A 22,568-nucleotide genomic window follows, 5' to 3' on the forward strand; every position below is an offset into this window, starting at 1 on the left:
GCTTGGCGCGAGTCTCCTATTTGAGAGTGTGCAGGTTCACCCTCGGCTCACGAGCGCGCTAGCGACCAGTCTGATCGCCGACGAAACACTTGCCACCACTGAGTGCAGGAAGTTGAGTCATCGAGACCTGGCCACCGCGAATTTCGCCCATGATGCAAATATCCGCATCATTGACGGCGAACTGCATAGCATCCACGGCAAGCCCAGTCGGTGTCACCGACTGCCCCACCGACACTTGCTCTAACGGCACGCCGGTATCAGTAATCGCCTTTTGCACAACTTCACGCGCGGGGAATCCGCTCTCGGGCAGGACACCGGTGACGGCCTGTTGAATCTGATCGGACTTAGCGTTGAGAGCCGCCACCCGAGGGTCTTCGGGTGCTTGCGAGGTCGGAGCCTCCGAGACTGCCGGCGAACCGGTCGACGTTGGGTCCGAGCTTTCCGAAACACATCCGGCGAGAGCAACCGCCACGGTGCCGCCCACAACCAGGCTCAGCACGGGGTAGGAACGTCGACGTAGAAATGTTGTCACTCTTGGGGCCCGCTCAGCTTTTCTCACGACCCCTATCTTGCCATGCCCAGCGGATATGCCAGGAGCGCGCCCCGTGTACAACGCATCGGTCTACATAGCAGACCCGCGAGCGCCCGGAATAGGGAACAGCGATCTTCCGGGACACCCGTGGCGTCGGCACGGCCTATTAGGCACTCCTGGGGTATTCCTCCTCACCTCCGATCTCCTGATCCTCATCGATATCCTCCGAATCATCGTCATTGCGGTCCGAGTCCGTGGTGGGCCGGCTCTGCCCAAAATGCAAGGGACTAAAGTTGCCAGATTCCTCGGTATCGCCAACTTCACCGGATTCCCGATCGACTTTCTCCCCTGCGTCGGTGCGTATTCCAGACTGGTCGCCCTGCGTGTCCGCACTGTAATCGTCACTTACAGCGGAGTCACCGCCGTCCGGGTCGCTCGAGGTTCCACCTTCTGCGTTTGATTGGTCCGCCGAAGATTCCGAATCCGCCGATTCGCTCGATTGCGCGCTGCGGAATACGTTGCGAGCAAACTTGACGGTGCCCCAGGTGAGGTCAGGTCCAATGGAATCGGCGAGCACCTCAAAGCTGTAGCCGGTGCTTCCGTCCTTTTTCCGCCAGTTATTCAAACGGAGCCTGCCATGGATGATGACCCGATCGCCCTTAGTGAGGCTCGCTTTGGCGTTGAGCGCCAGCTGACGGAAGCAGGAGACGGTATACCAGTTGGTGTGAACGTCCTGCCATGATCCGTTTTCTTGGGGTCGGCGCTCGGTACTGGCAACCCTAAAGCGGCTCACCGCAACGCCTGATTCGAGTGTCTCCGATTCGACATCCGTACCGATGTGGCCACGGATGGTGATAGTGTCTGTCATTTTCAGCCTTCCTGTTGGCCCCGAGTTGGGCCGATGAGTCCAGCCTGAACGCACAGCGAGCCCAGAAAAAGGCGCAGATCAGAAAATGTGGATAACTTCGCCAAGAAATCGCAAACTACTGCCCCTGTGTAGGAGCATCCACGTGGTGCAAGCTTGGCGCAAGCCCCCCCTTGGATGAGCATTACAGTGCTCAACCAGCCACTTTGAGCATTTCAACCCCGCTTGGACTACGCATTGACCGGACCCCACCGCGTTTTGCCTTGTCAAAGGCTTCTATTCAGGTGAGATCATCAAGACGCGGGGCCAAACGGGGCTGAAATGCCGATACCACCGAACTCATCGACCCCGAATTCAGAAAGAAAGTGCACCTCTGTAGGCAGTTCGAGAACATTAGCCAGGCGGTGAAGACCGTAGCTGCTCGGTGGAGGCATGGTGTCTATCGCGATAGTCGGCGTCCGTCTGAGCCTTCGGTCACTGATTATCGGGGTCGAGTGGTGCGTTCGATTGGGAATGCTCAAATTCTTCGGGGCGAGGCGCAGATAGACGAGCTGGTGGCCTTGTACCGCGAGGGGCTGTCGCTGTGCGACTTGGCGGAGAGGTTGGGTGTGTATCACCGGACGGCGGCGGCTCATCTGTTGCGGCGGGGCGAGCCGTTGCGGCGTAGCCCGTTGACGAAGGGACAGGTCGCGAGGGCCGTGCAATTGCACCAGAACGGGATGACATTGCTTGCGGTCGGATGTGACCTCGGGGTGAGCCAGGGAACGATCCGACGAGCCGTCGCCGCTGAGGGCGTCACAACCTGTCCGCGCGGCCGTGCCTGTCGGAGCGCCTAGAACGGCTGACTTGAGTTCGCGCCTACCACCGTGGGTGGCAGGCGCGAACTGTTGTGTTGGGCGGGTTTCAGCCGTCGGTGCCGCGTGTGCCTCCGGCCAACACTGGAGCTTGCCCGATGACCTGCCCCTGATTCGTCTTAGTTTGTCGATGGTCGGCGCGGCGCTGGGCGTGCTCTTGGAGGCAGACGCGGGCGGACAGGATCAGACTGATGGGTCCGATCCAGAGCATCCTCAATGCCGACCAGATGCTGATGCGGACGGGGATGTGGAGCCAGCCGGGACCGTCGTCGCGGACAATGATTGCCAGTAGGCTGGCGAGGTAGAGGTATGGAGGCGATGTGTGTAGTGGGTGTCCGCGATGGGCCGCCCTTGGATCTGTTCGCTGTTCTCTGGCTACGGCGGCTTCGATCTTGCCGTTGAGCACACCACCGGCGGCCGGACGGTCTGGCTCTCTGAGCTCAACACCGTGGTCGCGGGCATCTTCGCCTACCACTGGCCGGACGCCCCGAATCAGCGCCAGCGATCCTGAACAAGTGCAAAGGGCCGTGCACCGCACCGGAGTTCGTCGAATGGCTCATGGGTCTGCCCGCCGGCTGGGTCACCGACCCCATTCAAGGGCTGACCGCGAATCAGCAGAACACCGCACTCGGTAACGGCGTGCTCCAATTCCAGGCTTTTATCGCAATCGCTCTGCCGTAAAGAGGCGCGGCGGATTGTTGGGCAAATTTGCCTAGTTCATGCAGGTTTATCTCATGTTGTTCAGCTTCAGGAGAGACTGAGCAGGGAACTGCACAGTTGCGATCATTCGAGGGTCGGTTCCCCTCGCGAAGGTCGAGCATCGCAGTAGGACCAAGGACAAGTGGCCGAGTCCCCGAGGGGACCCGGCCACTGCGTTTCAACGGTGCGCCGCTACTGAGCTGACTCCCGCACAGCAGCGGGACGGGGCGAGCGTGAGGGGGAATGCGTGCCTGCGTGCGCTCGCGACGAGCACGAGGCTGAGGACGACGAACGCCGTGACCGCGATCGGGATCGACACCTCGCCGAAAGTTGCGAGGAGGACGCCGACGACGAGTCCTCCGAATGCCACCGGGGCGTTCCAGGGGTGACGAGGATCGCCCGGGCAGTGTCGGCCGCGGCAGGACTGTGCAACCGAGACGGTTCGCGGCGCGGCCGTTTACAGCAGGAGCGTGACAAGCTCACCGCGCGCATCAATGTCCTGAGCCACAACCGGGGCGCAATGATGGAGTATCTCGCCGAGGTCGAGCGTTGCAGAGCGCCAGACGAGCCCGCGAACGGGGAGCCACAGGAGGCTCGAAGGCCTCCGTGACTCATTGCAGCGGGGCGGTCGCCTGGCCGTGATGCCTTGGTCGAACACGCGTTCGGCACTTGACACAACGGGGCGGCCTGCTAATCTAATTGCATGCACACACAGTCAACTGCCACTGAAGTCGCTCCTGGCGGTCGCGCCAGCGTCGAGTGGTCGCGGGTGGCGGTGTTCGCCTCCGCAGTGGACGCGAACCTGGACAAGTGGCTGTCGGACGCGCATCGCCTCGGACTCACAGAGTACCGTGCACTAAACTTCCTGAGCCAGGCGTCCGACAAGGAACTGCGTGTCGCCGCGCTCGCGCAGCGCATCGGGCTGAACGCGAGCTCGACCACTCGCCTGGTGAGTCGCCTGGAGGCGAAGGGGCTTGCGCGCCGAGACGTCTGCGCAGACGACGGTCGTGGCGTCTACGCCGTCATCGACGAGCCGGGCGAGACTCTACTGCGCGAGGTTCGCGACCCCTATGAGGCCCGCGTCAACGACCTGCTGAGCAGGCCCGCCGCACACTTTCCCGACCTCGACCCGCACCTCATCGCCACGGCTTTGGCGGAGGTGAGCGCATTCATGAAAGCCTGACGCCCAGGTGCCGCACTGTGGGCATTTCTTTTGACCATATATCTGCATGTACACACACCTATATTGAAGGGTTCAACCCATGACCACCCAGATCGATGTCTTCGTAGACTACGTCTGCCCATTCTGTTTCCTGGTCGAGCCGGCGATCGAGGAGCTCAAGCGCGACCGTGACGTGGAGGTGACGATCCGCCCGTTCGAGCTGCGCCCTGAACCGGTGCCCACGTTGCGCCCGGAAGACGAGTACCTGCCACGCATCTGGCGCGACGCGGTTTACCCGATGGCCGAGCGTGTCGGCGTGCCAATCACACTGCCGTCTATCTCGCCCCAGCCTCGCACCGAGAAGGCGTTCATGGTACTTCAGCTCGCCCAGGAACGAGGTCTCGCGGAGGCTTACACCGAGGCGATGTTCGTCGCGTTCTTCCAGCAGGACCGCAACATCGGCCTCAATGAGGTCGTCATCGACATCGCCACCTCGGTCGGCCTCGACCACGCCGAAGTCACCGAAGCCTTGAACGATGAGGAGCGCCGCCGGCGGCATCACATCGATCAGGAATACGCGGTGAACACGGTCGGGATCGACTCGGTGCCCGGCATCGTGGTGAACGGCCAGGTGCTGCGCGGGGTGCCATCGGTGACAAGGCTGAAGAAGGTCGTTGACGACCTTTCCGAGCGTCAGACCACATCAGGTCAGGGGCAGTTGTGAGCGTCGAACCGATCGCTCTGAGCGCGGTGATGGTGCAGGCGGTCACTGCCTGTACGGAGCACGTCGATGCCGGTGGCCTCCCGTTCGTCGGTGTCCTTGTGAACGCCGCCGGGGAGGCGGCGTCCGGGTTCGGTGTGAACCGGGTACACGAGACCGGAGACCCGACGGCACACGCCGAAGTCGTCGCCATGCAAGATGCCATGACCCGCCACGGTCTCGAAACCCTCGCCGGGTACGTGCTGCTCGCGACCGGGGAACCCTGCGGCCTGTGCTATCGCTACGCGATCGACCACGGCATCGACACCATCTACGTCGCCGTCGACCGCGACCAGGTCGCAGACCTCGGCTTCGACTACCGATCCAGCTATCCCGCGTTCGGCATCACCGACGCCCAACGCACCAGCCTCTTCCGCTCACTCGCCGTTGAGCGCGGGATCGAACCGTTCACCCGATATCTCCAAAACCACCTTTCCGGTCACGCAACCGTGCGACCGGGCATCGTATTGAAAGGAACACCATCATGAGCTGGCTCTACTTGGGAATCGCTATCGTCTTCGAGGTCGCCGTCGGCATCGCCGCCGGCAAGGCAAACGGATTCAAGAACCTCGCGTGGACGATCGCCACCCTCGTCAGCGGAGCGATCGCCACCTTCTTCCTCAGCCTCGCCCTGCTTACCTTCGACGTCGGCGTCGGCTACGCCCTGTGGACCTCGCTCGCCGGCGTCGGGATCGTCATCGTCGGCGCGCTGTTTCTCTCCCAGAAGCTGACCTGGAAGAAGGCACTTGGCATCGCCGTCGTCATCGTCGGAGTCGTCGGCCTCAACCTCGCCGGCACCGCCTGAACCGCCCTACACAATCTTGAAAGGAATCTCCTTATGACGACGACTACACCCGTGGACCACATCGAAACCGAGAAGAAGGGAGGCGCGTGGATCGCGCTGTTGATTGCCGGTGTCTTCGAGGTCGGCTACGCCCTCTCCGTCAACGGCAGCGCGGGCTTCACAGACCCGTTGTGGTCGATCATTGCGGTCGGGTTCTTCCTGTTCACCCTCTTCTTCCTCAGTGTCGCCCTGAAGAAGATTGATGTCGGCATCGGCTACGCCGTCTGGGCCGGAATTGGGGCCATCGGCGCTGCGGTGCTCGGCCCGGTCTTCTTCGATGAAACCCTGACGCTGGTCAAGGGATTCTGGTTGGCCGTGATCATCGCTGGGGTCGTCTGGCTCAAGCTCGCCGACAGCCCCAAGCTCGAATCCGAAGCGCAGCCGGCGAGTTGATTCAGTCGTGACCGCGACGACCAACCTGGGCGCCGCCCGCCGTATCTCATGGACGGCGGGCGGTGCATTCGCCGCGTTTTACATCTTCTACGCCGCCGCCCCCGTCGCCTTCGCGCACGCGACGCCCGGCGCCGGCGTTCGGGTGTCCGTGGTGATGCTGATCGTGGTGGCTGTCCAGCCCCTCGTTCCACTGCTCGGGCGCTGGGGGATCAGCAGGCAGAAAGCCGTAGCGGTCGCCGTCGCGATGATGGGAACCGGGAGTGCTGTGATGCCGCTCCTCCAGCAGTGGCCAGGCCAGTCACTCCTGGCGATCGGGTTCGGGATCTTCGTCGTCGCCAGCACCGCATGGGTCAAAGAGATATCACCGCCCGGGAGACTTGGAAAGGCGCTCGGCATCTATGGGCTCGGGTCGGCCGTCGGTGGCGCAATCGGAGCACCCGTCGGCATCTACCTCATAGGACGGTTCGGACTTACTGGCGTCGCAATCGCAGGCTCAACGGTAGCGATTGCCGCAGCACTGCTGGCGGTACAGATGAAGCCTGCCGCTTGTTCAACAGCGCCCGTCTCTAACGCTGGCCATGCCGAAATAGCGACTGTGCAGCGTGCGCCCGCCCCAACTGGACGAGTTACGGCAGCTGTCACCCTCCTGGGGCACATCGGGGCCGTCACGGTCTACGCCAGTGTTCTCTCCGGTCTTGCGGTGGCACCACTCGGACAGAGTAGCTGGGCAACAACAGGAGCAGCATTCCTTGTGCAGGCCTTCCTCGCCGCAGGGCGGATGGCAGGAGGCTTGGCTGGCGGTCGTGGACGACGCATCCACCTCGGGCTCCCAGTCGTGGCAGTCCTCGTCGCAAGCACCGTCGGGTTCTACATCAGCGCTACCCCACTTCAGGCAATAGTTTTCAGCATGCTTGTCGCCTTCACCTCCGGCATATGCCAAACCGCCGCACTCACCTCACTCATGAGCCGAGCCACCGGCGCGGGGCGTACTGACCGGGCCAGCGCTGCATGGAACATCTGCTTCGACGTTGGTCTCGGTCTCGGTGCACTCACCGCCAGCACAACACCGCCCCGATGAACACCACGTGCGCGCCCGCCGAACATGCCGTCATCAACAGCGACGTCACCATGGTGCTGCTGGACGCCGGATATGCGCTTCCATACGTTGAAGCGGCAATCGGTGAGGGCCCACCTTGGTCGGATATCATCCATTGATCGCTCGTACGCGTACGATTTATCGCCCCGTCGGGCCGGTCGTCTTTGACGGTTTGAAGCTCATCGTGATCCGCTCCGGGTCGGCGATCTTGTGCTCGGAGTTCGGCGAGCATCCGGTCAAGGGCGGCGATGCGATCCTGCGGGGAGCAAATGTGTTGTTTGAGTCGGAGCCGGAGTGGCACGTCACTGTCACTACGATCTAGGCCAATACCGGCTTCCTGCTGGACTAGTTGTTTTGGCAGCACGTCGATGTGCTCCGTGATCGTCACAAAGCGCAAGGGCTCGCCGACATGATCTACACCGAACCGGCGCAGGTGCTCCGCCTGGTGAGGATCGAGCCGGGATGTTGATGCCCTGGCTGGACGAGCTGGTCGCCCTCAGCGTCGACGTGCTCGAAAAGGAATGGTAGGCCCTGAACCGGTGTGTGGAGAGGTTGCGCCGCACCTACGGCCTGCCCGCCAGCGAGATCCCGCCATTCTGGCACCGCTACGACGAACTGCTCTGGGAGCTGTCAGCTCTCCATCTTCACTGGCTGTGCGCCTACCACCCCGAACAAGACGGGTCCGCGCCGTTCGGGTGGCACCGCGACTTCGCCGACGCCCGCGCCAGACTGCGCGAATGGGTCGCCGCCTCCGGCACCCGCCTGGACCGCGACCGACCCACCTGGCAGACCACCTGGCCCTGCGAGGAACCCGCCGATCCGATCGAGGACGTGTTCGTCGCCGACCGCGACCGCGACTTCGTGGACTGAGTCGCCGCACAGGTCGCCGAGCGACGCGCCACCGAGGACGCTTTCTACGCCGACGCCGACGTAGACCCCGCTACCGGGGAGATGCTGGGCCGATGGGCAAAAACCCCCGTCCTCATGCTCATCGACGAAAACACCGTCACCGTTCTCCACAAAGACACCAGCGAAATACTCTCCACACACACCATCAACGAACACAAAAATTGCTGGCGCAACAACGAAAGAGAGCCCGGCCGATGGCCAGGCTCTCAAACGTGAACTATGTCGCGACTCAACGTGAACGATGTCTCGACTCATCACACAGGGTGCCCCGGGAGGGAGTCGAACCCCCGACCAAGAGATTAGAAGGCTCCTGCTCTATCCACTGAGCTACCGAGGCGGGCGCGCCAAAAGGCACCATCCCATTTTAGGGGTATCGCCGACCGCGACACGAAATCCCCCGAGGCCACCGGCCCTCAAAACCGCCCTACCGGCCCCGCACCCTCGCAAGGCAAACTCGATAAGGCGAGCATCGCCGTCGTACTTCACGCCCGGGCAAACAACCGACCAAGCCCGCGCTCCGCCAGAGGCGAGCTAGACCATCTCCTCGATGCCCCCGGCAAAGCTCACGTTGAGAGTAATGTAGTGTTGCCCGTCCTGGTCCTGCGAAATCTTGACGTTCCCGCGCATGGGCTCAAGCGCGCCGGTGCCGGAGCCCGGAACCACGTACCCGTCCGCCACCGACGCGGCCCCCTCGGCCACACCCCAGTGCTGAAAAACGAAGGAACCGTCGCGCCCGGCAACCGTCCCAATGAAAAGCTCAGAACCCACGTACCCAGCACCGACCGGGTTGCTGGCCATGAGAAGTTCGGCATCGCTCGTGCCAACAATTTCCCCGCTAAACCGCTTGCGCACTCGGACCTTCGTCAGCTCCGATGCGGTGCCTTCACGCTCATACGGCTCGGGGTCCCATCCCACAATCTCGAACTCGGCGCGGATTTCTTGAGTCGATTCCATGTCCTCTAGTCTTCCCAGCCGCGCCCGGAATGTCTACCGGGCTCAATCTCGGCAAGCTAGGTGGTGACCGCGCCGCTACCGGAAACGCGGCGCTTGAGGAACAATCCGCGGGTGCGCGGGTCGGCCACGATCAGGTAAATCGTGAACGCAATCGCAATGCATGCGGCGAGGTTGCGGGCCAAGGTCAGGTCGAGCGGCAGGTACGGGATGATGTCGAGCTGGTCGCTGACCGAGTAGACCGCGAACGCCGCGGTGAGCACGTAAATGAGTTTGGATTGCCAGTCGTCGCGGATGCCGGTGATCGCGAAGAGCACCAGAACCCACATCATGTACCAGGTTTGCACCATCGGCGAGAGGAACACCAGCGCCGCGAAGGCGATCGCCAGGCGGCGAATTAGTTTTTCGTAGGAGCCCCAGAAAATCGTCCAGAAAATTACGCCGAGTGCCACAATCTTGAACCCGCCGAACACCAGCGTGTTCATGACAAAACCGCCGTCCAGTCCCAGCGAATTTGCGACCGTGGATGCTTGCCAGCCCAAGAATCCGACCGGGGCGTACCAAATCCATACGCTGCCGGGGGTGCTGAGCGCGCCGATCCAACCAAGGCCCACGTTGATAGAGAGCCCCATGAGCCACAGCATGAGCAGGGAGGACACGCCCACGATGCCCATAAACACGATGCGGCGCAGCAAGGATGCGTTCTTCCCGGCCCACATCAGACCGAGGAAGGGTAGGAACAAAATGGTGATGGGTTTGATGGCAATGGACAGGGTGACCAACACAATCGCCAGCACCGGCTTCTTCTTGGCCATCGCGTACAGCCCGGCCAGGGCGAAGGCGAGCATGAGCGAATCGTTGTGAATTGCGGCCACGAAGTTGGCTAAGAATAGCGGATTGAGCACGCTGATCCAGGTGGCGCGCGCCGGATTGATGCCGTGGATCGCGGCGAGCTTCGGGACAAAATACGCGCACCCGATCACGCCAATGACGGCAAGAAGCCGGAAGAGCAGAATGGAGAGTTCCACTTGCCCGCCGGTCAGGCCCACAACCGCCCACTCCATCATCAGGAACAGCGGTCCGTACGGGGTGGGGCTGGAGGACCACAGATCGTCCGCACCGTACTGCAAATAGTTGTTGATGTTCGCGTAGCCGTCTTCATACGGGTTGAGTCCGTTCTGCATGACCAAGCCCTGCACAATGTAGGCAAAAACGTCCCGGCTAAAGAGCGGCAGCGCAATAATGAGCGGGGCGGACCACAGCGCGAGCGCCTGGTACACCACCTTCAGCGAACCTTCGCCCCAGCCCTTGAGCCGCTGCCCGAGCCGGAGCCACGAGCGCACCAGAAGCATCGTGCCCACCGACAGCAACACGATCGAGAGAATGACCCCGACCACTTCCAAACGCAACCAAATCATGAACGGTTGCCGCGACAACTCATAGGACGCCCGCGCCAGCCAGCCCACACCCAGCGAGCCGACGAACATCATCATCGATCCCACAAACCCCTGAATGAGCGCGACTCGCGCCCGCTCGGTGTGCGGCGCTGCCTTTTGCGCGGTTTGCGGTGGCACTACGTCGCTGGACATGAAAATCCTTGGGCTTGAGGGGAAGAAAACTTCCCTGATTTTAGCATCGACGCGCCCGTTCGCGACGAAAATATGGCGGGATGCCAGCCAGAAAACGAGGCAAAAGTGTAGATTGGTCTGGTGCCTATTTCTTCAGAAAATATTGTCTGGATCGACTGCGAAATGACCGGGCTGGACCTGGATAAAGACGCCCTCATCGAGGTGGCGGTCCTGGTCACCGATCCGGAGCTCAACATCCTTGGCGAGGGCGTGGACGTGGTGATCAAACCCACAGACGCGGCGCTGGCGCACATGGGCGACTTCGTGCGCACCATGCACACCACCTCCGGGCTCATCGACGAACTCGACGCAGGAATCACCATGGAAGAGGCGCAACGCCAGGTGTTGGACTACATCAAAAAATGGGTCCCGGTCCCCCGCAAGGCGCAATTGGCCGGCAACTCGATCGGCACCGACAAAATGTTCCTCCTGCGCGATATGCCCGAGGTCATCGACTACCTCCATTACCGCGTCATCGACGTCTCCACCATCAAGGAACTCGCGCGCCGCTGGTACCCGCGCGCCTACTTCCAATCGCCGGCCAAAACCGGCGGACACCGCGCGCTCGGAGACATCAAGGACTCCATCGACGAGTTGCGCTACTACCGCGCGGCCGTCTTCGTCCCCGCGCCCGGGCCGGACAGTGAGCAGGCGGCGGCCATTGCGCGCGGCATGCGTGCCGAGTCCCCCACCGAATGATGTACGACGGCGTTGCTCGCCTTCATCGGCGGGCGGCGCCCTGGAGTGCGCTCGCCCGCGCGCCGATGTGCATCCGAGGCGCTGGAGCGTGTAGACTGATCTGCGCTGCCTGATCGCGAATGCAGCAGTTCTTGGTGGGTATAGCTCAGCTGGTAGAGCGCCTGGTTGTGGTCCAGGAGGTCGCGGGTTCAAGCCCCGTTACTCACCCTGATGTGGCGAAGTTCAAACCCTCGACCAGAGGAACCGCTCTGGTCTGGGTCTGAACCTCGCCACTTTTCTGCGTCTCGGCGGCCCAGTTCAAGGCGTTCGCCTGTACCTCGGGATCGCACAGTGCGTCGTAGGGCTGCTGGTAGGTGACGCGCGGTTCGCCGTCGTCATCGAGGTAGATCGCGGTGAAGAACGCCTGGTTGCAGAGCCGGCGGTTCGCGTCGTCGCAGCGGCGATAGATGCCGGCGACATTCGCCTGCAGACCGATCTAATCTTCCAGGTTCGCCCGCGCGGCGGTGTACTCATCATGATGGGCCGCGATCCGGTGGTTGATCGTTTCCAGCTCCGCGCCTATCCGGACCTGCTCCTGCTTGAGCAGGTCCAGCGGTACCGCGTCGGCGTAGTGGGCTTGCAGCAACTTGACTCGCTCGTTGTCGAGGCGGTCGCGGTCGGCGCCCCTCGGCACCGACAGTGACCAGGTAGCGCATGCGGATGTGGTCCACGACTACACTTCTTGATCGCCTGTGGATGTGTTCCTCGTGAGCCTCACGGTGCGCCATACGGACGCAAACGCCAGGACGCTCATCACGACAACGAATGCGACGTACGGCACCGAGGTCAGTGTGTGGGAGGACAAGCTCACGAGGAGACCGCCGATGAAGAGACCGAGCTGCAGCGCCGAGGAGTCGACGACGTCGATGAGGGTGAATGCCCGCACCACGCCCTGCTGGTTCTCGAGGAGGCGATGCGCCATCTCCAGAAGCGCCAGGCTGGCGTACATCATCCCGAACGTCATTACGATCGTCACGAGCACGATGCTGATCTGCTCTCCAATGTTCTCTGCGGTGTTCCCGACCCCGACGAGGGCGATGCTGCCGGCCAAGACTAACAGCACACCGATCGTGGCGCGCCGCCCTAGGTCGTCCTTGGTGGGTCGCCACGCGAGTAGAGCCGCGATGGAGGCGACCGTCTGGATTGCACCGATCGCGCCGAGGTTGGCCGTCGTCCACATCACCTCGGACAGGTAGACCAGCCATAAAGGCAAAGCGCCCAGGTTCAGAGCGGCGAAGCTGCCAAGGACCCACCACATGGCAGGGGTCAGACGCGCTGGTCGCTTCTTGCTGGGTTTGGCGGGAGGCGACCGGGTATCCAGATCTGTGACGGCGATGCGCCCGAAGCTCACTGCCACGCCGATGGCGAGGAGGGCGAGGGCGACCAGCAGCAGCGACCTGCCGATGACTTCGGTGGCCGAGAAGACAATCAACAGCCCGGCCAGCAGGCCTCTTCCCAAGGCGGTCCATCCTGCGTTGATCCGTTGCCGGTCACGGGTCTGGGTACGGGTTGAGAGCAGTGGTTGCCATGCCGTCACGAAGAGTACCGAGATGGCGACCTCGGCGGTGACGGTCACCACCAGAGCAGTGGCGGCGAGCCCACCGGTGGCTTCGATGGCCACGAGCCAGGCCAGCAGAAGACTCTGGATCGCTGCGAGCATCAGGAAGACCTGCACGTTACGCCTGCCCAGACGAAGGGGCATCCTTGCAGCCCACAGTTGAAGTGGCAACGACAGCAGACCCAACCCGAACGCGATCCCGATAGCCGATGGCGACAGTCCCAGATTCTCGACCGCGAGAATCTGGAAGATCGCCCCGCCGTCGATTCCCAACGCAGCCGCGAGCGCGGGCTTGCTCAGCGCCACCGGGACGAACCGGCTGACCGGTTCCGAAGGCGGCAGCTCGGGCCCCTGAGCATGCACGTGAGCCTCCTCCGATGGGCACAGATTGGTATGTGTGAGTCACCTACGGGCGACGCCGTGGCGGGGCGTCCGCAGATTCAACACCTGCAACAAGCATATGGCGGTTACGAGGATCGGTGCAACCTTTATCTCAGCTATGCTGGTGTTGCAACTTGGGTGTGCAAGGCAACGACTCAGAGGCGGGAAGCGATGGGAAAGACAGGCATGGATGCGATGCCACCGGCTTACGCCGAACTGCTGTGCGCCTTCGCGAACACGCTCGACGTCGATGTCGACGCCGACATCCCAGAAGCACTCCTTGACGCTACGGCGTTGACGAATTGGCTACGCGAGCGTGACCTGCTCGACGGCAGCCAAGGGGCAGATGAACACGACCTCGTGCTCGCCATCACCCTCCGCTCCGGATTACGTGACGCGATGACACTTCACCACGAGCGCAACGACACCTCGCCCGTCCCCGAGTTGAATGCCGTGACTGCCGACCTCCCGCTCCAGCTCGTTTTTGACGGTACCCGTCCCCGGCTTGCCCCAGCACTGGGCGGCGTTCGGGGCGCACTCACCCGGCTCTTGATCGCGATCACCGATGCTCAAGCAAAGGGCACCTGGGCGCGCTTAAAACTTTGCGCTGCAGATGACTGCCTATTGGCGTTCTACGACGCCTCGAAGAACCGATCACGACACTGGTGCTCGATGAGCGAGTGCGGCAACCGACAGAAAACCCGCACCTACCGCGCTCGACAGCGACGACGCCCGTCTCTTGAACAACCAACCGGTCAGGGTGCCGATGAACTTTGAGGGTGTTCACTTTCGATGGCCGCCTCGACCTGAGCGGCCAGATGACCATTACGCGGCGCCTTCCTCCTGACGAAGAAGTCTTTGAGTCGCTTGCTTCACGAGTTAGACCGTTGACCGTAACGTCTGAGCCCGTTTTCTACGTAAAGGTCTTCGACGCGATTGAGCGTGTCATCGGCAATGCGGACGTCAATGACGCATTTTGGCCGCGCATACCCGGCCTTCGGGGTGCCTGGGAAGCCTCAAAGATTCAGGGCACACAGGTTCAGGGATACGCGATGCAATCCGCTCGCTTGGACGGAGCCGAGGCGACCAACATGGTCTCGGACACGCAACTCGCCGCTGCGTGGCTGTATGCCGATCTCGTGCACGCCGATGCTCAAGGGCCGAAGCAAGAAGCCTTGGCCTTCTCTCTTCGCGAGCGATACGCCGCAGCTGCTCGCGTGTTCTCTGACATGGCTGTTCTGAACGGTAAGCCCGTCATCGTCCGTTCCCAGTGGCCATTGATGGTGCAAGATGGCGCTGAACAAGACATCCCGGACGCGCGGTTCATGGCATCCGTTGCCCGCCGGGAAGAGAAGGGGTCAGACGTCAACGTCGCATCCCATCTGCTCATCGATGTCCTCAAGGGCGCTGTGGACGCTGCCGTCGTAATCTCCAACGACAGCGACCTCGCGTACCCCATCCGTTTTGTGCGAGATATAGTTCCTGTCGGCATAGTCAATCCCACCAAGGGCTACCTCGCAGGGAAATTAGCCGGTGGACACGCTGACGGCGCCGGAAACCACTGGTGGTACCAGATGACACCGTGCGACTGGTATTCTCACCAACTCCCAACACTCATTAGTCCTCGCATCACCAAGCCACTAGAGTGGTAGCTGGAATCAATGTGATGCTATGCTGGAGTTATACCACCCGATCCCTCTGGGGTCGGGTTTTTCTATGTGCAACGCCGGCTTAGGCCATCGCATCTGGCGCCGGGTCCAAGGTTCTCCGCCCACCGCGTTGCGCACCCGCGCCGGCCGCAATGACAATCGCAATTCCGATCAGTTGCCACAGTGTCGGTGCCTGACTCAAAATCAGCACTCCCATGAGTACACCAAACGCTGGTTCAACCGACAGCAGTGTCCCGAACGCGGTGTGCGTCATCCGCTTGAGCGCCAACATTTCCAGCCCGAACGCGATCACCGGGGTCAACAGTGCAATTCCGGCGGCCGCGAGGATGACCCACCAGGCGGGGTTGCCTCCAAGAACTTGCGGTAGCCCCACGGGGAGAGTCGCCACGGCCGCTACCGGAATGGTCAGTGCCAGCCCGCTAATCCCGTCAAACCGATCCCCCACATGCTGGGTCAACAGGTTGTAACTACCCCAACACATGCCGGCCAGCACCGCAAAGATCACCCCGAGCGCATCGATCTCGCCGTGCCACGGTTCGGTCAAGAGAATCACACCGAGGAGAGCAAGCGGCGGCCACACCAGCGCCTTCCGGTTCTTGCTCGTGAATCCGGCAACGGTTAGCGGCCCGAGAAACTCAATCGCCACCGCCGTGCCAAGCGGAATGCGGTCGATGGCCGCCAGAAAGAACACCGTCATGAACCCGGTGACGGTTCCCAGTGCAATCAGCGCCGGAACATCCTTGCGCCGAATCGCTCGCAGAGAAGGACGCACCAGCAGAAAAAGAAATACTGCGCCGAGGCACATGCGCACCCATGCGGTACCCGCGGGCCCGATCTGCTCGATGATTCCTACCGAGAGCGCATTGGAAATCTGCACGGCAAGCATCGCCGCAATGGCAAGCGACCACGGCGGAATCGCCCCGCTTCGATTCACCACCACAGCCCTCCGATCACACAACACACACAAGCATCACTACCCACTGAATCCACAGAGCAAAGTGTATGCACAAACCATTGCGCCAAGCGCACCACCGGGCATAGGCTCAAGCCCATGAGCGCACCCCAGGTCTATCTCACCTTTCCGGGCAATGCCCGCGAAGCCCTCAACTACTACCAGAGCATCTTCGGCGGTGAGCTCAAACTCTTCACCTTGGAGGAGTTCAACCGCACCGATGGACCGGCCACCGCGATCGCACACGGCGAGCTGCGTGGGCCGGTTCCCCTCGCCGGATCCGACGCCACCGGGGCGGACCGGCCCGTGCAGATGATCGGCATCATGTTTTCGCTCCTCGGCACCTCCGACCCCGCAACTCTCCACCGATGGTTTGACCAGCTCGCCGACGGCGGCACCGTGAATGACCCTTTGGCAGAAAAACCCTGGGGCGCCAGCGATGGCCAAGTCACCGACAAGTACGGCCTGCGCTGGCTCATCGGCTACGAACACCACGACACCACTCCATAGGCATCCCACACGGCCTGACGCCTTGGTACGCCGCCCACATGCTCGCGCCACCCCCGGCAGATCCCCGGCAGATCCCCGATATGGCGCGGAAAACCCCCACGTAGGTGGTACTACTCAACATCGCGATTTTCGCTTTACTTAGGGTACTAACAGCGTGCACAGTGGAAGTGTCAGCAATCTCTGACCTACTTCCACACCACAGAATCTTCACCATAGGAGTACCCCCATGCCCGTTTCCGCACGCACAACCCGCATCGCGAAACTCGCTGTCATCCCCGCCGCCCTCGCCGTATCCGGCCTGATTGTGGCAACCAGTTCCTACTCGGCGTTCAGCGCCACCACCGATAACGCCGGAAACTCCTGGGCAACAGGCACCGTCGCGCTGACCGACGATGACAAGGGCGCCGCCCTCTTCGAGGCCACCAACCTGAAGCCCGGCGCCACCGGAACCAAGTGCATCACCGTCACCTCCAAGGGTTCACTCCCCGCGGATGTGCGTCTGTACGCTCAAGACTCCACCACCACAAAGGCGCTCAACCAGTACATCAACGTCACCGTCGCCGAATCGGCAACGTGTGACGCCACCAATAAGCAGAACATCTTCAACGGCACCTTGGAGAACTTTGGCACCAAGTCCACCTTCGCTGCCGGTAACGGCGCCTGGGCAACCGCCGGCACCCCGGACGAGTCCCGCGCCTACACCATCAGCTACACGCTGGACAACGCAACACCGGACACCGCGCAGGGCGGAACCGCGGGAGTGAAATTCGTCTGGGAAGCACAAAACAAGTAACACCGGGCACCCCGCGCCTCCCACACGCTCTAGCGTGCTCCGCACATCCGCAGCCATCTCAAGGAGCCGAGCCATGAACGATCACACCCAAACTCAAGACCTCAGCGTCCCACAGTTCAGTGTCATGATCCTGGCTCGGCTCCTTTTGGCAATTCTCTTCGGGCTCGTGTTTTGGGCCATCGCTCCGCTCGCCCTCGGCTGGACCCCCACCACAGTGTCCTCAGGATCCATGGAACCGGCGATCAGCACCGGCGACGTGGTTTTGACCATGCCCATCGACGCGAATAAAACCTCGGCCGGACAAGTCGCGCTCGTCAACGACCCCGATAAGCCCGGCACCCTCCGTCTGCACCGCATCCTTGAACGCAATGCCGACGGCACCCTCACCCTCAAGGGGGACGCGAACCGACAAGCAGATTCCACGCCCATCCAACCAGACGCGCTCAAGGGCATCGGCATGATCCGAGTTCCCTGGATTGGCGCTCCGGGACTCCTGGCCGCCACCGGCAACCCACTCCCGCTCATCGCGGCGCTCGTCGGCGTCGGGGCGCTCGTGCTCCTTGCCCAGCAGCGCACGCTCGAGCGCACCGCGCTCTCTGCGGCGAGCGCCACGGCCGTCGCGTCGATCGTCATAGTGGCGCTGGGCGCCTCCTCGCTCTCCGTGCCCCTCGCCTCTGCCAACTTCACGTCCCAGGTGAGCAAACCCGCTAACTTTAGTTCCGCCGTCGTACGTACTTACAAGGATGTGGTGCTGGCGGACAAGCCGTTGGTCTTTTACCGCGGCCAATCCGCCGACCCCGCCGCCGACGCGAGCGGAAACAACTCGCAATCGCTCAACCGCGGCGTGACCATTGACCCGACCGCCGGCCGCATTGGCAAGGGCGCGTTGAAATTTTCCAATTACCGGGCCGGCATGACGCTGTTGCCGTCCATTCCCGATCCCGGGCCCCGCGAGTTCAGCCTCGAATTCTGGTTCCGCGCCTCGGTGGGCGGGCAAGGGGCGCGTTTCATCGGGTTCGGCTCCGAACGCGAGAACCCGGCGTACTACTATGACCGCAACGTGTACATGAACCGGTCCGGAAACATCCTCTTTGGCATCGGCCCGTGGGGGCCAAACCTGCTCAAGACCCCCGGCCGGTATGACGATGGGCAGTGGCACCACGTGATTGCCACCCGCAGCGCGCAGGGCATGATGCTCATGGTCGACGGGCAAGTCGTCTCCTCAAAGACCGGCGGCGACATCCAAACGTACACCGGGTATTGGCGGATCGGTTGGGACCGGCTGGACGGCTGGCCGGAAGACCCGCAAACCAATGCCTTCCCCGGGTTCATGGATGACATTGCCATCTACAACCGCGTCCTGACCCCGCAAGACGCCCTCAACCACTACAAGGCAGGGCAAGAGGGCTGAGCAAGTAGGGTGGGAAAGTAACAATTTCTACCACCGTTAAGGACGCTCAGTGACCGTTTTTCCCATCCGCATTCAAGGCGACCCGGTGCTGCATCAGCGCGCCACGGCGGTGGAGACGATCGATGAGGAGATTCGCCGCCTCGTCGCCGACATGTTTGAAACCATGGACGTTGCCAACGGGGTGGGGCTGGCCGCCCCGCAGATCGGGGTGGGCAAGCGGATTTTTGTCTATGACATGGAAAACCACGACGGCGTTGCTCACCGTGGTGCCATCATCAACCCTTTGTTGACGCTCGGCAAAATTCCCGGCTCCGCCCCCGACCCCGATGAGGAGAGCGAAGGGTGCCTGTCCGTTCCCGGCGAGAACTTCCCGCTCAAGCGCGCCGACTGGGTGCGAGTGCAGGGAGTCGACGAGAACGGTGAGCCGGTCGATTTCGAGGCAACCGGGTGGTTCGCGCGGTGTATGCAACACGAGTACGACCACCTCGACGGGAAACTCTATGTGGACCGTCTCAACGATCGGTACGCGCGCCGGGCTCGCCGGGCCGCAAAGAGGGCCGGCTGGGGCGTCCCAGGCTTGACCTGGATGCCAGGGGTGGACCCGGATCCGTTTGGGCACGACGCCGTCGAGGAAGAAGGACTCTAATGCCTGCCGGGGTTGCACCGGACAACGGTTCCTGGCCGATTGAACGCCTCGTTGAGTGGGCGGGGATCCTCGAGACGGATCTCCGGGACGTGTGCGATCTGCTCGAGCGGATGCCGCCGGAGGCGCTCACTGAACAATTGGCGCATTTGCACTCGATTGTGGGCCGCCCGGGCTACCACGCCATTGACCACGACCAAGACGAAATGTCCTGGATTGCCGCACTGATCTGGTTCATTCCCGAGCAAGCGCAGTGGTATGCCGAGCACGGGGTAAGCGAGGAGATTGGCCGAGCGAGCATCGCCGACATTGGGCGGCACATCGGCTTATCGCGCCGGACTCTTGGCGTGTTCGGGTGTGAAACGTGGTGGTGGCTGTTGCAACAAGCCAGTTGCTCGCTGTTTCAGCTGGGCCGGCTGCAGTTTCAAATCCAAGAGCACGACCACACACTCCCGGTAGGCGCAGATCAACAATTCGACCTCGGAATCCATATTCCCGAGTCGGGACCCATGACGCCTGGAGCCGTGGACGCATCCCTGGCCAAAGCGCGGCCGTTTTTCCGGCGAGTCTATGGCGCCGACGTGGACTGGGGTGTGTGCGCATCCTGGTTGCTGGATCCCTACCTGGTACAGACTCTGCCTGAGAGCAGCAACATTGTGAGCTTTGCCGAGCGATTCACCCTGTGGGGCACGCCCCAGGACTCTCAGGACTCAGCCCTCTACTTCACGTTCCGCACTCACGACGTGAGGCGCGTCCCCACGCTCCCACGCGAACGCTCAATTCAGCGCGTTGTGCTGGAGCGCATCGAGGCGGGTGGCATCTGGCAGACCGCGTCCGGTTACCTCCCGCTCCCCTAACCCCGTCCCCCTCCCGTCTATGTAGCGCGACACGCCGAGAAAACCCCGGTTTTCTCGGCGTGTCGCGCTACATAGATGAGAAGAGGTTAGTTGATTGAGCGGTCCTTCGTGACGCGGTCAACGTCTTCTTGGGCGGTCTGCGCGAGCCGCTCTAACTCGTCAATGCGCTCTTGCGGTTCACCGAACTTCTTCGCCTCGTCCACCAGGCGGCGCGCTTCGCGCAGATTCTTCTCGGCCATTTCCAAGGGATTCAAATTTTCCATGCTCATGTGTTTATCTTGCCACCTTTGCGTGGGTGCCCTTGCCTTTAGGTGTTAGCACCCAGAACTGTCTGCGCGGAGGGCCCGAAACTGGTTCACTTATATCAGCGGCCCGTTACGGGATTCTGCGGATGAGTCCTGGTCGCATCAAAACCCCGGCACACAGTCCCCCCATTTATTGAGTGCCGGGGTTTTTCTCTGCCTGAATCGGCATCTCCAAGACAAAACGGGTGCCGCCGCCGGCCCGCGGCTCCAACCGAAACTTCCCGCCGCGCCGCTGCAATCCCAGTTGCAACCGAGCAAGACCGCGGAAATTGGGGTCGTGAGTAACCAATCCTTTCCCGTTGTCCTCCAAACACACGGTCAACACCTGCCGTCCAGTACCGGCTGAGGCAAAGGCAATCGTGACACTTAGGGCTGTCGCCCTGCCGTGCTTGAGCGCGTTGGTCAGCGCCTCCTGGAAGAGGCTAAACGCCAGCAGCGCTTCTTCGTCGGTGAGCGCGGGATTGTCGAGATCGCTCAGACGCTCGGCCGGGTCATTGACGGCAACATTTACCGAGATGGACATGGGAAGCTGGCGCAGTTGGGCCCTGATGGCGGTGACAATGCCCATATCTAAGCCCACCGGGTAGAGCGCGGCGCTGACTTGGCGCACCTCGCGTTCACGAATTTCCTCGATACGCATCTCCAGCTGCTCCAAGCCCTCATCCGCGGTCGAAATATCACCGTTGCGTAGCCGCTCCCGGATTCCGCGCACCGCAGCCTGGGCAAACACGAGGTGCTGTTGCAACGAGGAGTGTAACCGGTGCGAAATTTCGCGCCGCACCTGCAGCTCCCCACGCTCCACCGCCTGCAACGCCCGCTCGGTTTCCAGCGCTTCACGCACCAGTTCCCGATCCTTGTCACGCGCTTTGCGGGCCGTGCGGGTCAAGATCAGGACGAAAATGACCGAGGTAAAGGCCGCAATAAAGGAGGTGAACGTATCCACGTAGAGTCGATCCGCATCCGGACGGGTACTCCCGCCATTCAGGTCAATCAACATGAAGCGAAACGCAGCGCCGCTCAACGCCAACACCAGTAGCGAGAAAAACAGATCCCAGCCGCGACGCTGGGAAAGATCGCTGAGCGCAATCACCAGCAGATAGAGGACGCAACCACCCACATTAATGAGCATCAGTCCGGGGACGCGATTGCCGTCCGGCCACAGGTCAAAGCTGTAGGACACATCCGCCATACACCCTTGCGCACGCGGACACGATGCCGCCGAGACCACATAGGTGAGCCCAATGACCATCAGGATAATGCCGGAAAAGACGAGCATCCGCAGCCGGTCTTCGCGAATATCGCGGGCCCTCAGCTCCTTGAGATTGTCACTGGCGAAGTTGAGATTACTGGCCATCTCTCAAAAACTCCGTGATGTCTCTTTCAGGAACGTCAAGGTGGCAAGAACTCTCCGGTTTGCGCCTTCATCCACGGGCAAACCGAGTGCAGAATAGACGGCGTTGACATGGTTCTCCACCGACCGCACGGAAAGTCCCAGATCCTCGGCGATCGCGACGTTGGACATTCCGGTCGCCACAAGTTTGAGGATCTCGAAACGACGGGGACTCAGCGCAGCCGTCGCGGTGTCGGTGCGCGGCCGGGCGCGGCTGACAAGTTCAGGATCTAGAACCCTGGCCCCCTTTGCCGCGGCGATAATGGAGCGCTCCAAGGTTTCGACGCTCAGCGAGGACGTCTTGGACAGGTAACTCCACCCCCGCACCACGGGGTCGGGAAAATCCACCAGCACGTCCATCATGTCGAAGCTCGAGAACAAAATGATCCGTATCCGCGGGTACTTCCGGCACAACCACACGCCCAGGGCAATGCCGTTGCCCTCGCCGAGTTCAATGTCCAAGATGGCCACGTCGGCCTGCGCGAAGCTGCTCATGGCGCGCGCCTGCGGCACCCCGGGTGCCACCGCGACCACCGGAAAATTGCGTTCCCTGAGGGTGCCGACGAGCATCGATCGGTACAGATCCTGGTCCTCAACCACCGCTACCCGTGGTTTGCGTACCCCGGTTGGGGCTATTGTGGCTTTTTCCATGGCGAGCATCACCCTC

29 protein-coding genes, 2 tRNA genes and 1 pseudogene are annotated in these 22,568 nt (G+C 62.0%); 20 read left to right on the forward strand and 12 right to left on the reverse strand.

What is annotated here, in order from left to right; translation table 11 throughout:
- Positions 1–58: 58 nt before the first annotated feature.
- Both O148_RS18125 and O148_RS17140 read right to left on the reverse strand, forming a co-directional pair.
- Positions 59–499 carry a DUF6993 domain-containing protein gene (locus tag O148_RS18125; protein ID WP_240470846.1) on the reverse strand — a complete coding sequence of 147 codons (441 nt, stop codon included), beginning with the start codon at positions 497–499 and terminating at the stop codon, positions 59–61.
- A gap of 199 nt (positions 500–698) precedes the next feature.
- Positions 699–1,400 carry a single-stranded DNA-binding protein gene (locus tag O148_RS17140; protein WP_051620089.1) on the reverse strand — a complete coding sequence of 234 codons (702 nt, stop codon included), beginning with the start codon at positions 1,398–1,400 and terminating at the stop codon, positions 699–701.
- Between the two features lie 1,191 nt (positions 1,401–2,591).
- Between O148_RS17140 and O148_RS17980 the strand changes: the two genes are divergently transcribed.
- Both O148_RS17980 and O148_RS18190 read left to right on the forward strand, forming a co-directional pair.
- A complete protein-coding gene (locus O148_RS17980; RefSeq protein WP_205618181.1) occupies positions 2,592–2,762 on the forward strand; it encodes a hypothetical protein in 171 nt (56 codons plus the stop codon).
- Between the two features lie 47 nt (positions 2,763–2,809).
- A complete protein-coding gene (locus tag O148_RS18190) occupies positions 2,810–2,932 on the forward strand; it encodes a hypothetical protein (RefSeq protein ID WP_276203069.1) in 123 nt (40 codons plus the stop codon).
- Positions 2,933–3,128: 196 nt separating this feature from the next.
- Here the strand turns inward: O148_RS18190 and O148_RS17810 are convergent, their stop codons facing one another.
- Positions 3,129–3,320: a hypothetical protein gene (locus tag O148_RS17810; protein WP_157374610.1), complete on the reverse strand. Its 192-nt coding sequence runs from the start codon at positions 3,318–3,320 to the stop codon at positions 3,129–3,131.
- Positions 3,321–3,653: 333 nt separating this feature from the next.
- On the opposite strand from O148_RS17810, the gene O148_RS0109970 reads away from it, so the two are divergent.
- The 9 genes and pseudogenes from O148_RS0109970 to O148_RS16055 form a co-directional block, all read left to right on the forward strand.
- Entirely contained in the window at positions 3,654–4,133 is a 480-nt protein-coding gene (locus tag O148_RS0109970; protein WP_026530787.1) for a MarR family winged helix-turn-helix transcriptional regulator, read from the forward strand.
- A 79-nt stretch (positions 4,134–4,212) separates the two neighbouring features.
- Positions 4,213–4,836: a DsbA family oxidoreductase gene (locus O148_RS0109975; protein WP_026530788.1), complete on the forward strand. Its 624-nt coding sequence runs from the start codon at positions 4,213–4,215 to the stop codon at positions 4,834–4,836.
- Positions 4,833–5,360 carry a deaminase gene (locus O148_RS0109980; protein ID WP_026530789.1) on the forward strand — a complete coding sequence of 176 codons (528 nt, stop codon included), beginning with the start codon at positions 4,833–4,835 and terminating at the stop codon, positions 5,358–5,360. Before O148_RS0109975 ends, O148_RS0109980 begins: the two co-directional genes overlap by 4 nt.
- Positions 5,357–5,677, forward strand: coding sequence for a DMT family transporter (locus O148_RS0109985; protein WP_026530790.1), 321 nt, complete (start codon positions 5,357–5,359; stop codon positions 5,675–5,677). Before O148_RS0109980 ends, O148_RS0109985 begins: the two co-directional genes overlap by 4 nt.
- 33 nt (positions 5,678–5,710) lie before the next feature.
- Positions 5,711–6,109, forward strand: a complete 399-nt coding sequence (locus O148_RS0109990) for a DMT family transporter (protein ID WP_035745747.1) — start codon at positions 5,711–5,713, stop codon at positions 6,107–6,109.
- 7 nt (positions 6,110–6,116) lie between these two features.
- Positions 6,117–7,187, forward strand: coding sequence for an MFS transporter (locus tag O148_RS0109995; protein WP_026530792.1), 1,071 nt, complete (start codon positions 6,117–6,119; stop codon positions 7,185–7,187).
- Complete coding sequence (locus O148_RS17815; protein WP_157374611.1) at positions 7,184–7,324, forward strand: hypothetical protein; 141 nt, start codon at positions 7,184–7,186, stop codon at positions 7,322–7,324. Before O148_RS0109995 ends, O148_RS17815 begins: the two co-directional genes overlap by 4 nt.
- Positions 7,321–7,527: a hypothetical protein gene (locus tag O148_RS17145; protein ID WP_026530793.1), complete on the forward strand. Its 207-nt coding sequence runs from the start codon at positions 7,321–7,323 to the stop codon at positions 7,525–7,527. Before O148_RS17815 ends, O148_RS17145 begins: the two co-directional genes overlap by 4 nt.
- Before the next feature lie 140 nt (positions 7,528–7,667).
- Positions 7,668–8,159, forward strand: a pseudogene (locus O148_RS16055) (hypothetical protein); the annotation flags it as partial.
- Between the two features lie 219 nt (positions 8,160–8,378).
- Here O148_RS16055 and O148_RS0110015 read toward each other — a convergent pair.
- The 3 genes from O148_RS0110015 to mptB form a co-directional block, all read right to left on the reverse strand.
- A tRNA-Arg gene (locus tag O148_RS0110015) sits at positions 8,379–8,451 on the reverse strand.
- A gap of 194 nt (positions 8,452–8,645) precedes the next feature.
- Complete coding sequence (locus O148_RS0110020; protein WP_026530794.1) at positions 8,646–9,068, reverse strand: DUF3224 domain-containing protein; 423 nt, start codon at positions 9,066–9,068, stop codon at positions 8,646–8,648.
- Between the two features lie 56 nt (positions 9,069–9,124).
- Complete coding sequence (gene mptB, locus O148_RS16060; protein ID WP_035745749.1) at positions 9,125–10,654, reverse strand: polyprenol phosphomannose-dependent alpha 1,6 mannosyltransferase MptB; 1,530 nt, start codon at positions 10,652–10,654, stop codon at positions 9,125–9,127.
- 120 nt (positions 10,655–10,774) lie between these two features.
- Here mptB and orn point away from each other — a divergent pair, with 120 nt between their 5' ends.
- Both orn and O148_RS0110035 read left to right on the forward strand, forming a co-directional pair.
- The gene (gene orn, locus O148_RS0110030; protein WP_075204342.1) at positions 10,775–11,392 is read left to right on the forward strand and encodes an oligoribonuclease; all 618 of its coding nucleotides are present in this window, start codon (positions 10,775–10,777) and stop codon (positions 11,390–11,392) included.
- 134 nt (positions 11,393–11,526) lie between these two features.
- A tRNA-His gene (locus O148_RS0110035) sits at positions 11,527–11,599 on the forward strand.
- 268 nt (positions 11,600–11,867) lie between these two features.
- On the opposite strand, the gene O148_RS0110045 is transcribed toward O148_RS0110035, so the two are convergent.
- Together O148_RS0110045 and O148_RS0110050 are read right to left on the reverse strand one after the other, a co-directional pair.
- Positions 11,868–12,017, reverse strand: coding sequence for a hypothetical protein (locus tag O148_RS0110045; RefSeq protein ID WP_157374612.1), 150 nt, complete (start codon positions 12,015–12,017; stop codon positions 11,868–11,870).
- Positions 12,018–12,104: 87 nt separating this feature from the next.
- Positions 12,105–13,352, reverse strand: a complete 1,248-nt coding sequence (locus O148_RS0110050; protein WP_026530797.1) for a hypothetical protein — start codon at positions 13,350–13,352, stop codon at positions 12,105–12,107.
- A 189-nt stretch (positions 13,353–13,541) separates the two neighbouring features.
- Here O148_RS0110050 and O148_RS16065 point away from each other — a divergent pair, with 189 nt between their 5' ends.
- Positions 13,542–14,147: a CGNR zinc finger domain-containing protein gene (locus O148_RS16065; RefSeq protein ID WP_205618182.1), complete on the forward strand. Its 606-nt coding sequence runs from the start codon at positions 13,542–13,544 to the stop codon at positions 14,145–14,147.
- A 2-nt stretch (positions 14,148–14,149) separates the two neighbouring features.
- Complete coding sequence (locus O148_RS17150) at positions 14,150–15,022, forward strand: PIN domain-containing protein (protein WP_051620091.1); 873 nt, start codon at positions 14,150–14,152, stop codon at positions 15,020–15,022.
- Positions 15,023–15,101: 79 nt separating this feature from the next.
- Here O148_RS17150 and O148_RS0110065 read toward each other — a convergent pair whose 3' ends face one another.
- The gene (locus tag O148_RS0110065) at positions 15,102–15,977 is read right to left on the reverse strand and encodes an EamA family transporter (protein WP_338035376.1); all 876 of its coding nucleotides are present in this window, start codon (positions 15,975–15,977) and stop codon (positions 15,102–15,104) included.
- A 114-nt stretch (positions 15,978–16,091) separates the two neighbouring features.
- Here O148_RS0110065 and O148_RS0110070 point away from each other — a divergent pair, with 114 nt between their 5' ends.
- The 5 genes from O148_RS0110070 (at position 16,092) to O148_RS16075 (ending at position 20,206) form a co-directional block, all read left to right on the forward strand.
- Entirely contained in the window at positions 16,092–16,502 is a 411-nt protein-coding gene (locus tag O148_RS0110070; RefSeq protein WP_026530799.1) for a VOC family protein, read from the forward strand.
- Positions 16,503–16,728: 226 nt separating this feature from the next.
- On the forward strand, positions 16,729–17,295 hold the full coding sequence (locus O148_RS0110075) for a TasA family protein (protein WP_026530800.1): 567 nt from the start codon (positions 16,729–16,731) through the stop codon (positions 17,293–17,295).
- Between the two features lie 73 nt (positions 17,296–17,368).
- Positions 17,369–18,706, forward strand: a complete 1,338-nt coding sequence (locus O148_RS0110080) for a signal peptidase I (protein WP_026530801.1) — start codon at positions 17,369–17,371, stop codon at positions 18,704–18,706.
- A 49-nt stretch (positions 18,707–18,755) separates the two neighbouring features.
- Positions 18,756–19,352: a peptide deformylase gene (locus tag O148_RS0110085; protein WP_026530802.1), complete on the forward strand. Its 597-nt coding sequence runs from the start codon at positions 18,756–18,758 to the stop codon at positions 19,350–19,352.
- Positions 19,352–20,206, forward strand: a complete 855-nt coding sequence (locus O148_RS16075; protein WP_051620092.1) for an acyltransferase domain-containing protein — start codon at positions 19,352–19,354, stop codon at positions 20,204–20,206. The genes O148_RS0110085 and O148_RS16075 overlap by 1 nt, the downstream gene beginning before the upstream one ends.
- Before the next feature lie 86 nt (positions 20,207–20,292).
- Here the strand turns inward: O148_RS16075 and O148_RS0110095 are convergent, their stop codons facing one another.
- From O148_RS0110095 to O148_RS0110105, 3 genes are all read right to left on the reverse strand, one after another.
- On the reverse strand, positions 20,293–20,469 hold the full coding sequence (locus tag O148_RS0110095; protein ID WP_157374613.1) for a hypothetical protein: 177 nt from the start codon (positions 20,467–20,469) through the stop codon (positions 20,293–20,295).
- Positions 20,470–20,641: 172 nt separating this feature from the next.
- Positions 20,642–21,865, reverse strand: a complete 1,224-nt coding sequence (locus tag O148_RS0110100) for a sensor histidine kinase (protein WP_026530804.1) — start codon at positions 21,863–21,865, stop codon at positions 20,642–20,644.
- Between the two features lie 3 nt (positions 21,866–21,868).
- A complete protein-coding gene (locus O148_RS0110105; protein ID WP_051620098.1) occupies positions 21,869–22,552 on the reverse strand; it encodes a response regulator transcription factor in 684 nt (227 codons plus the stop codon).
- Positions 22,553–22,568 lie beyond the last annotated feature (16 nt).

It is taken from the genome of Haematomicrobium sanguinis DSM 21259, assembly GCF_000688395.1.
Classification (GTDB): Bacteria; Actinomycetota; Actinomycetes; order Actinomycetales; family Micrococcaceae; genus Haematomicrobium; species Haematomicrobium sanguinis.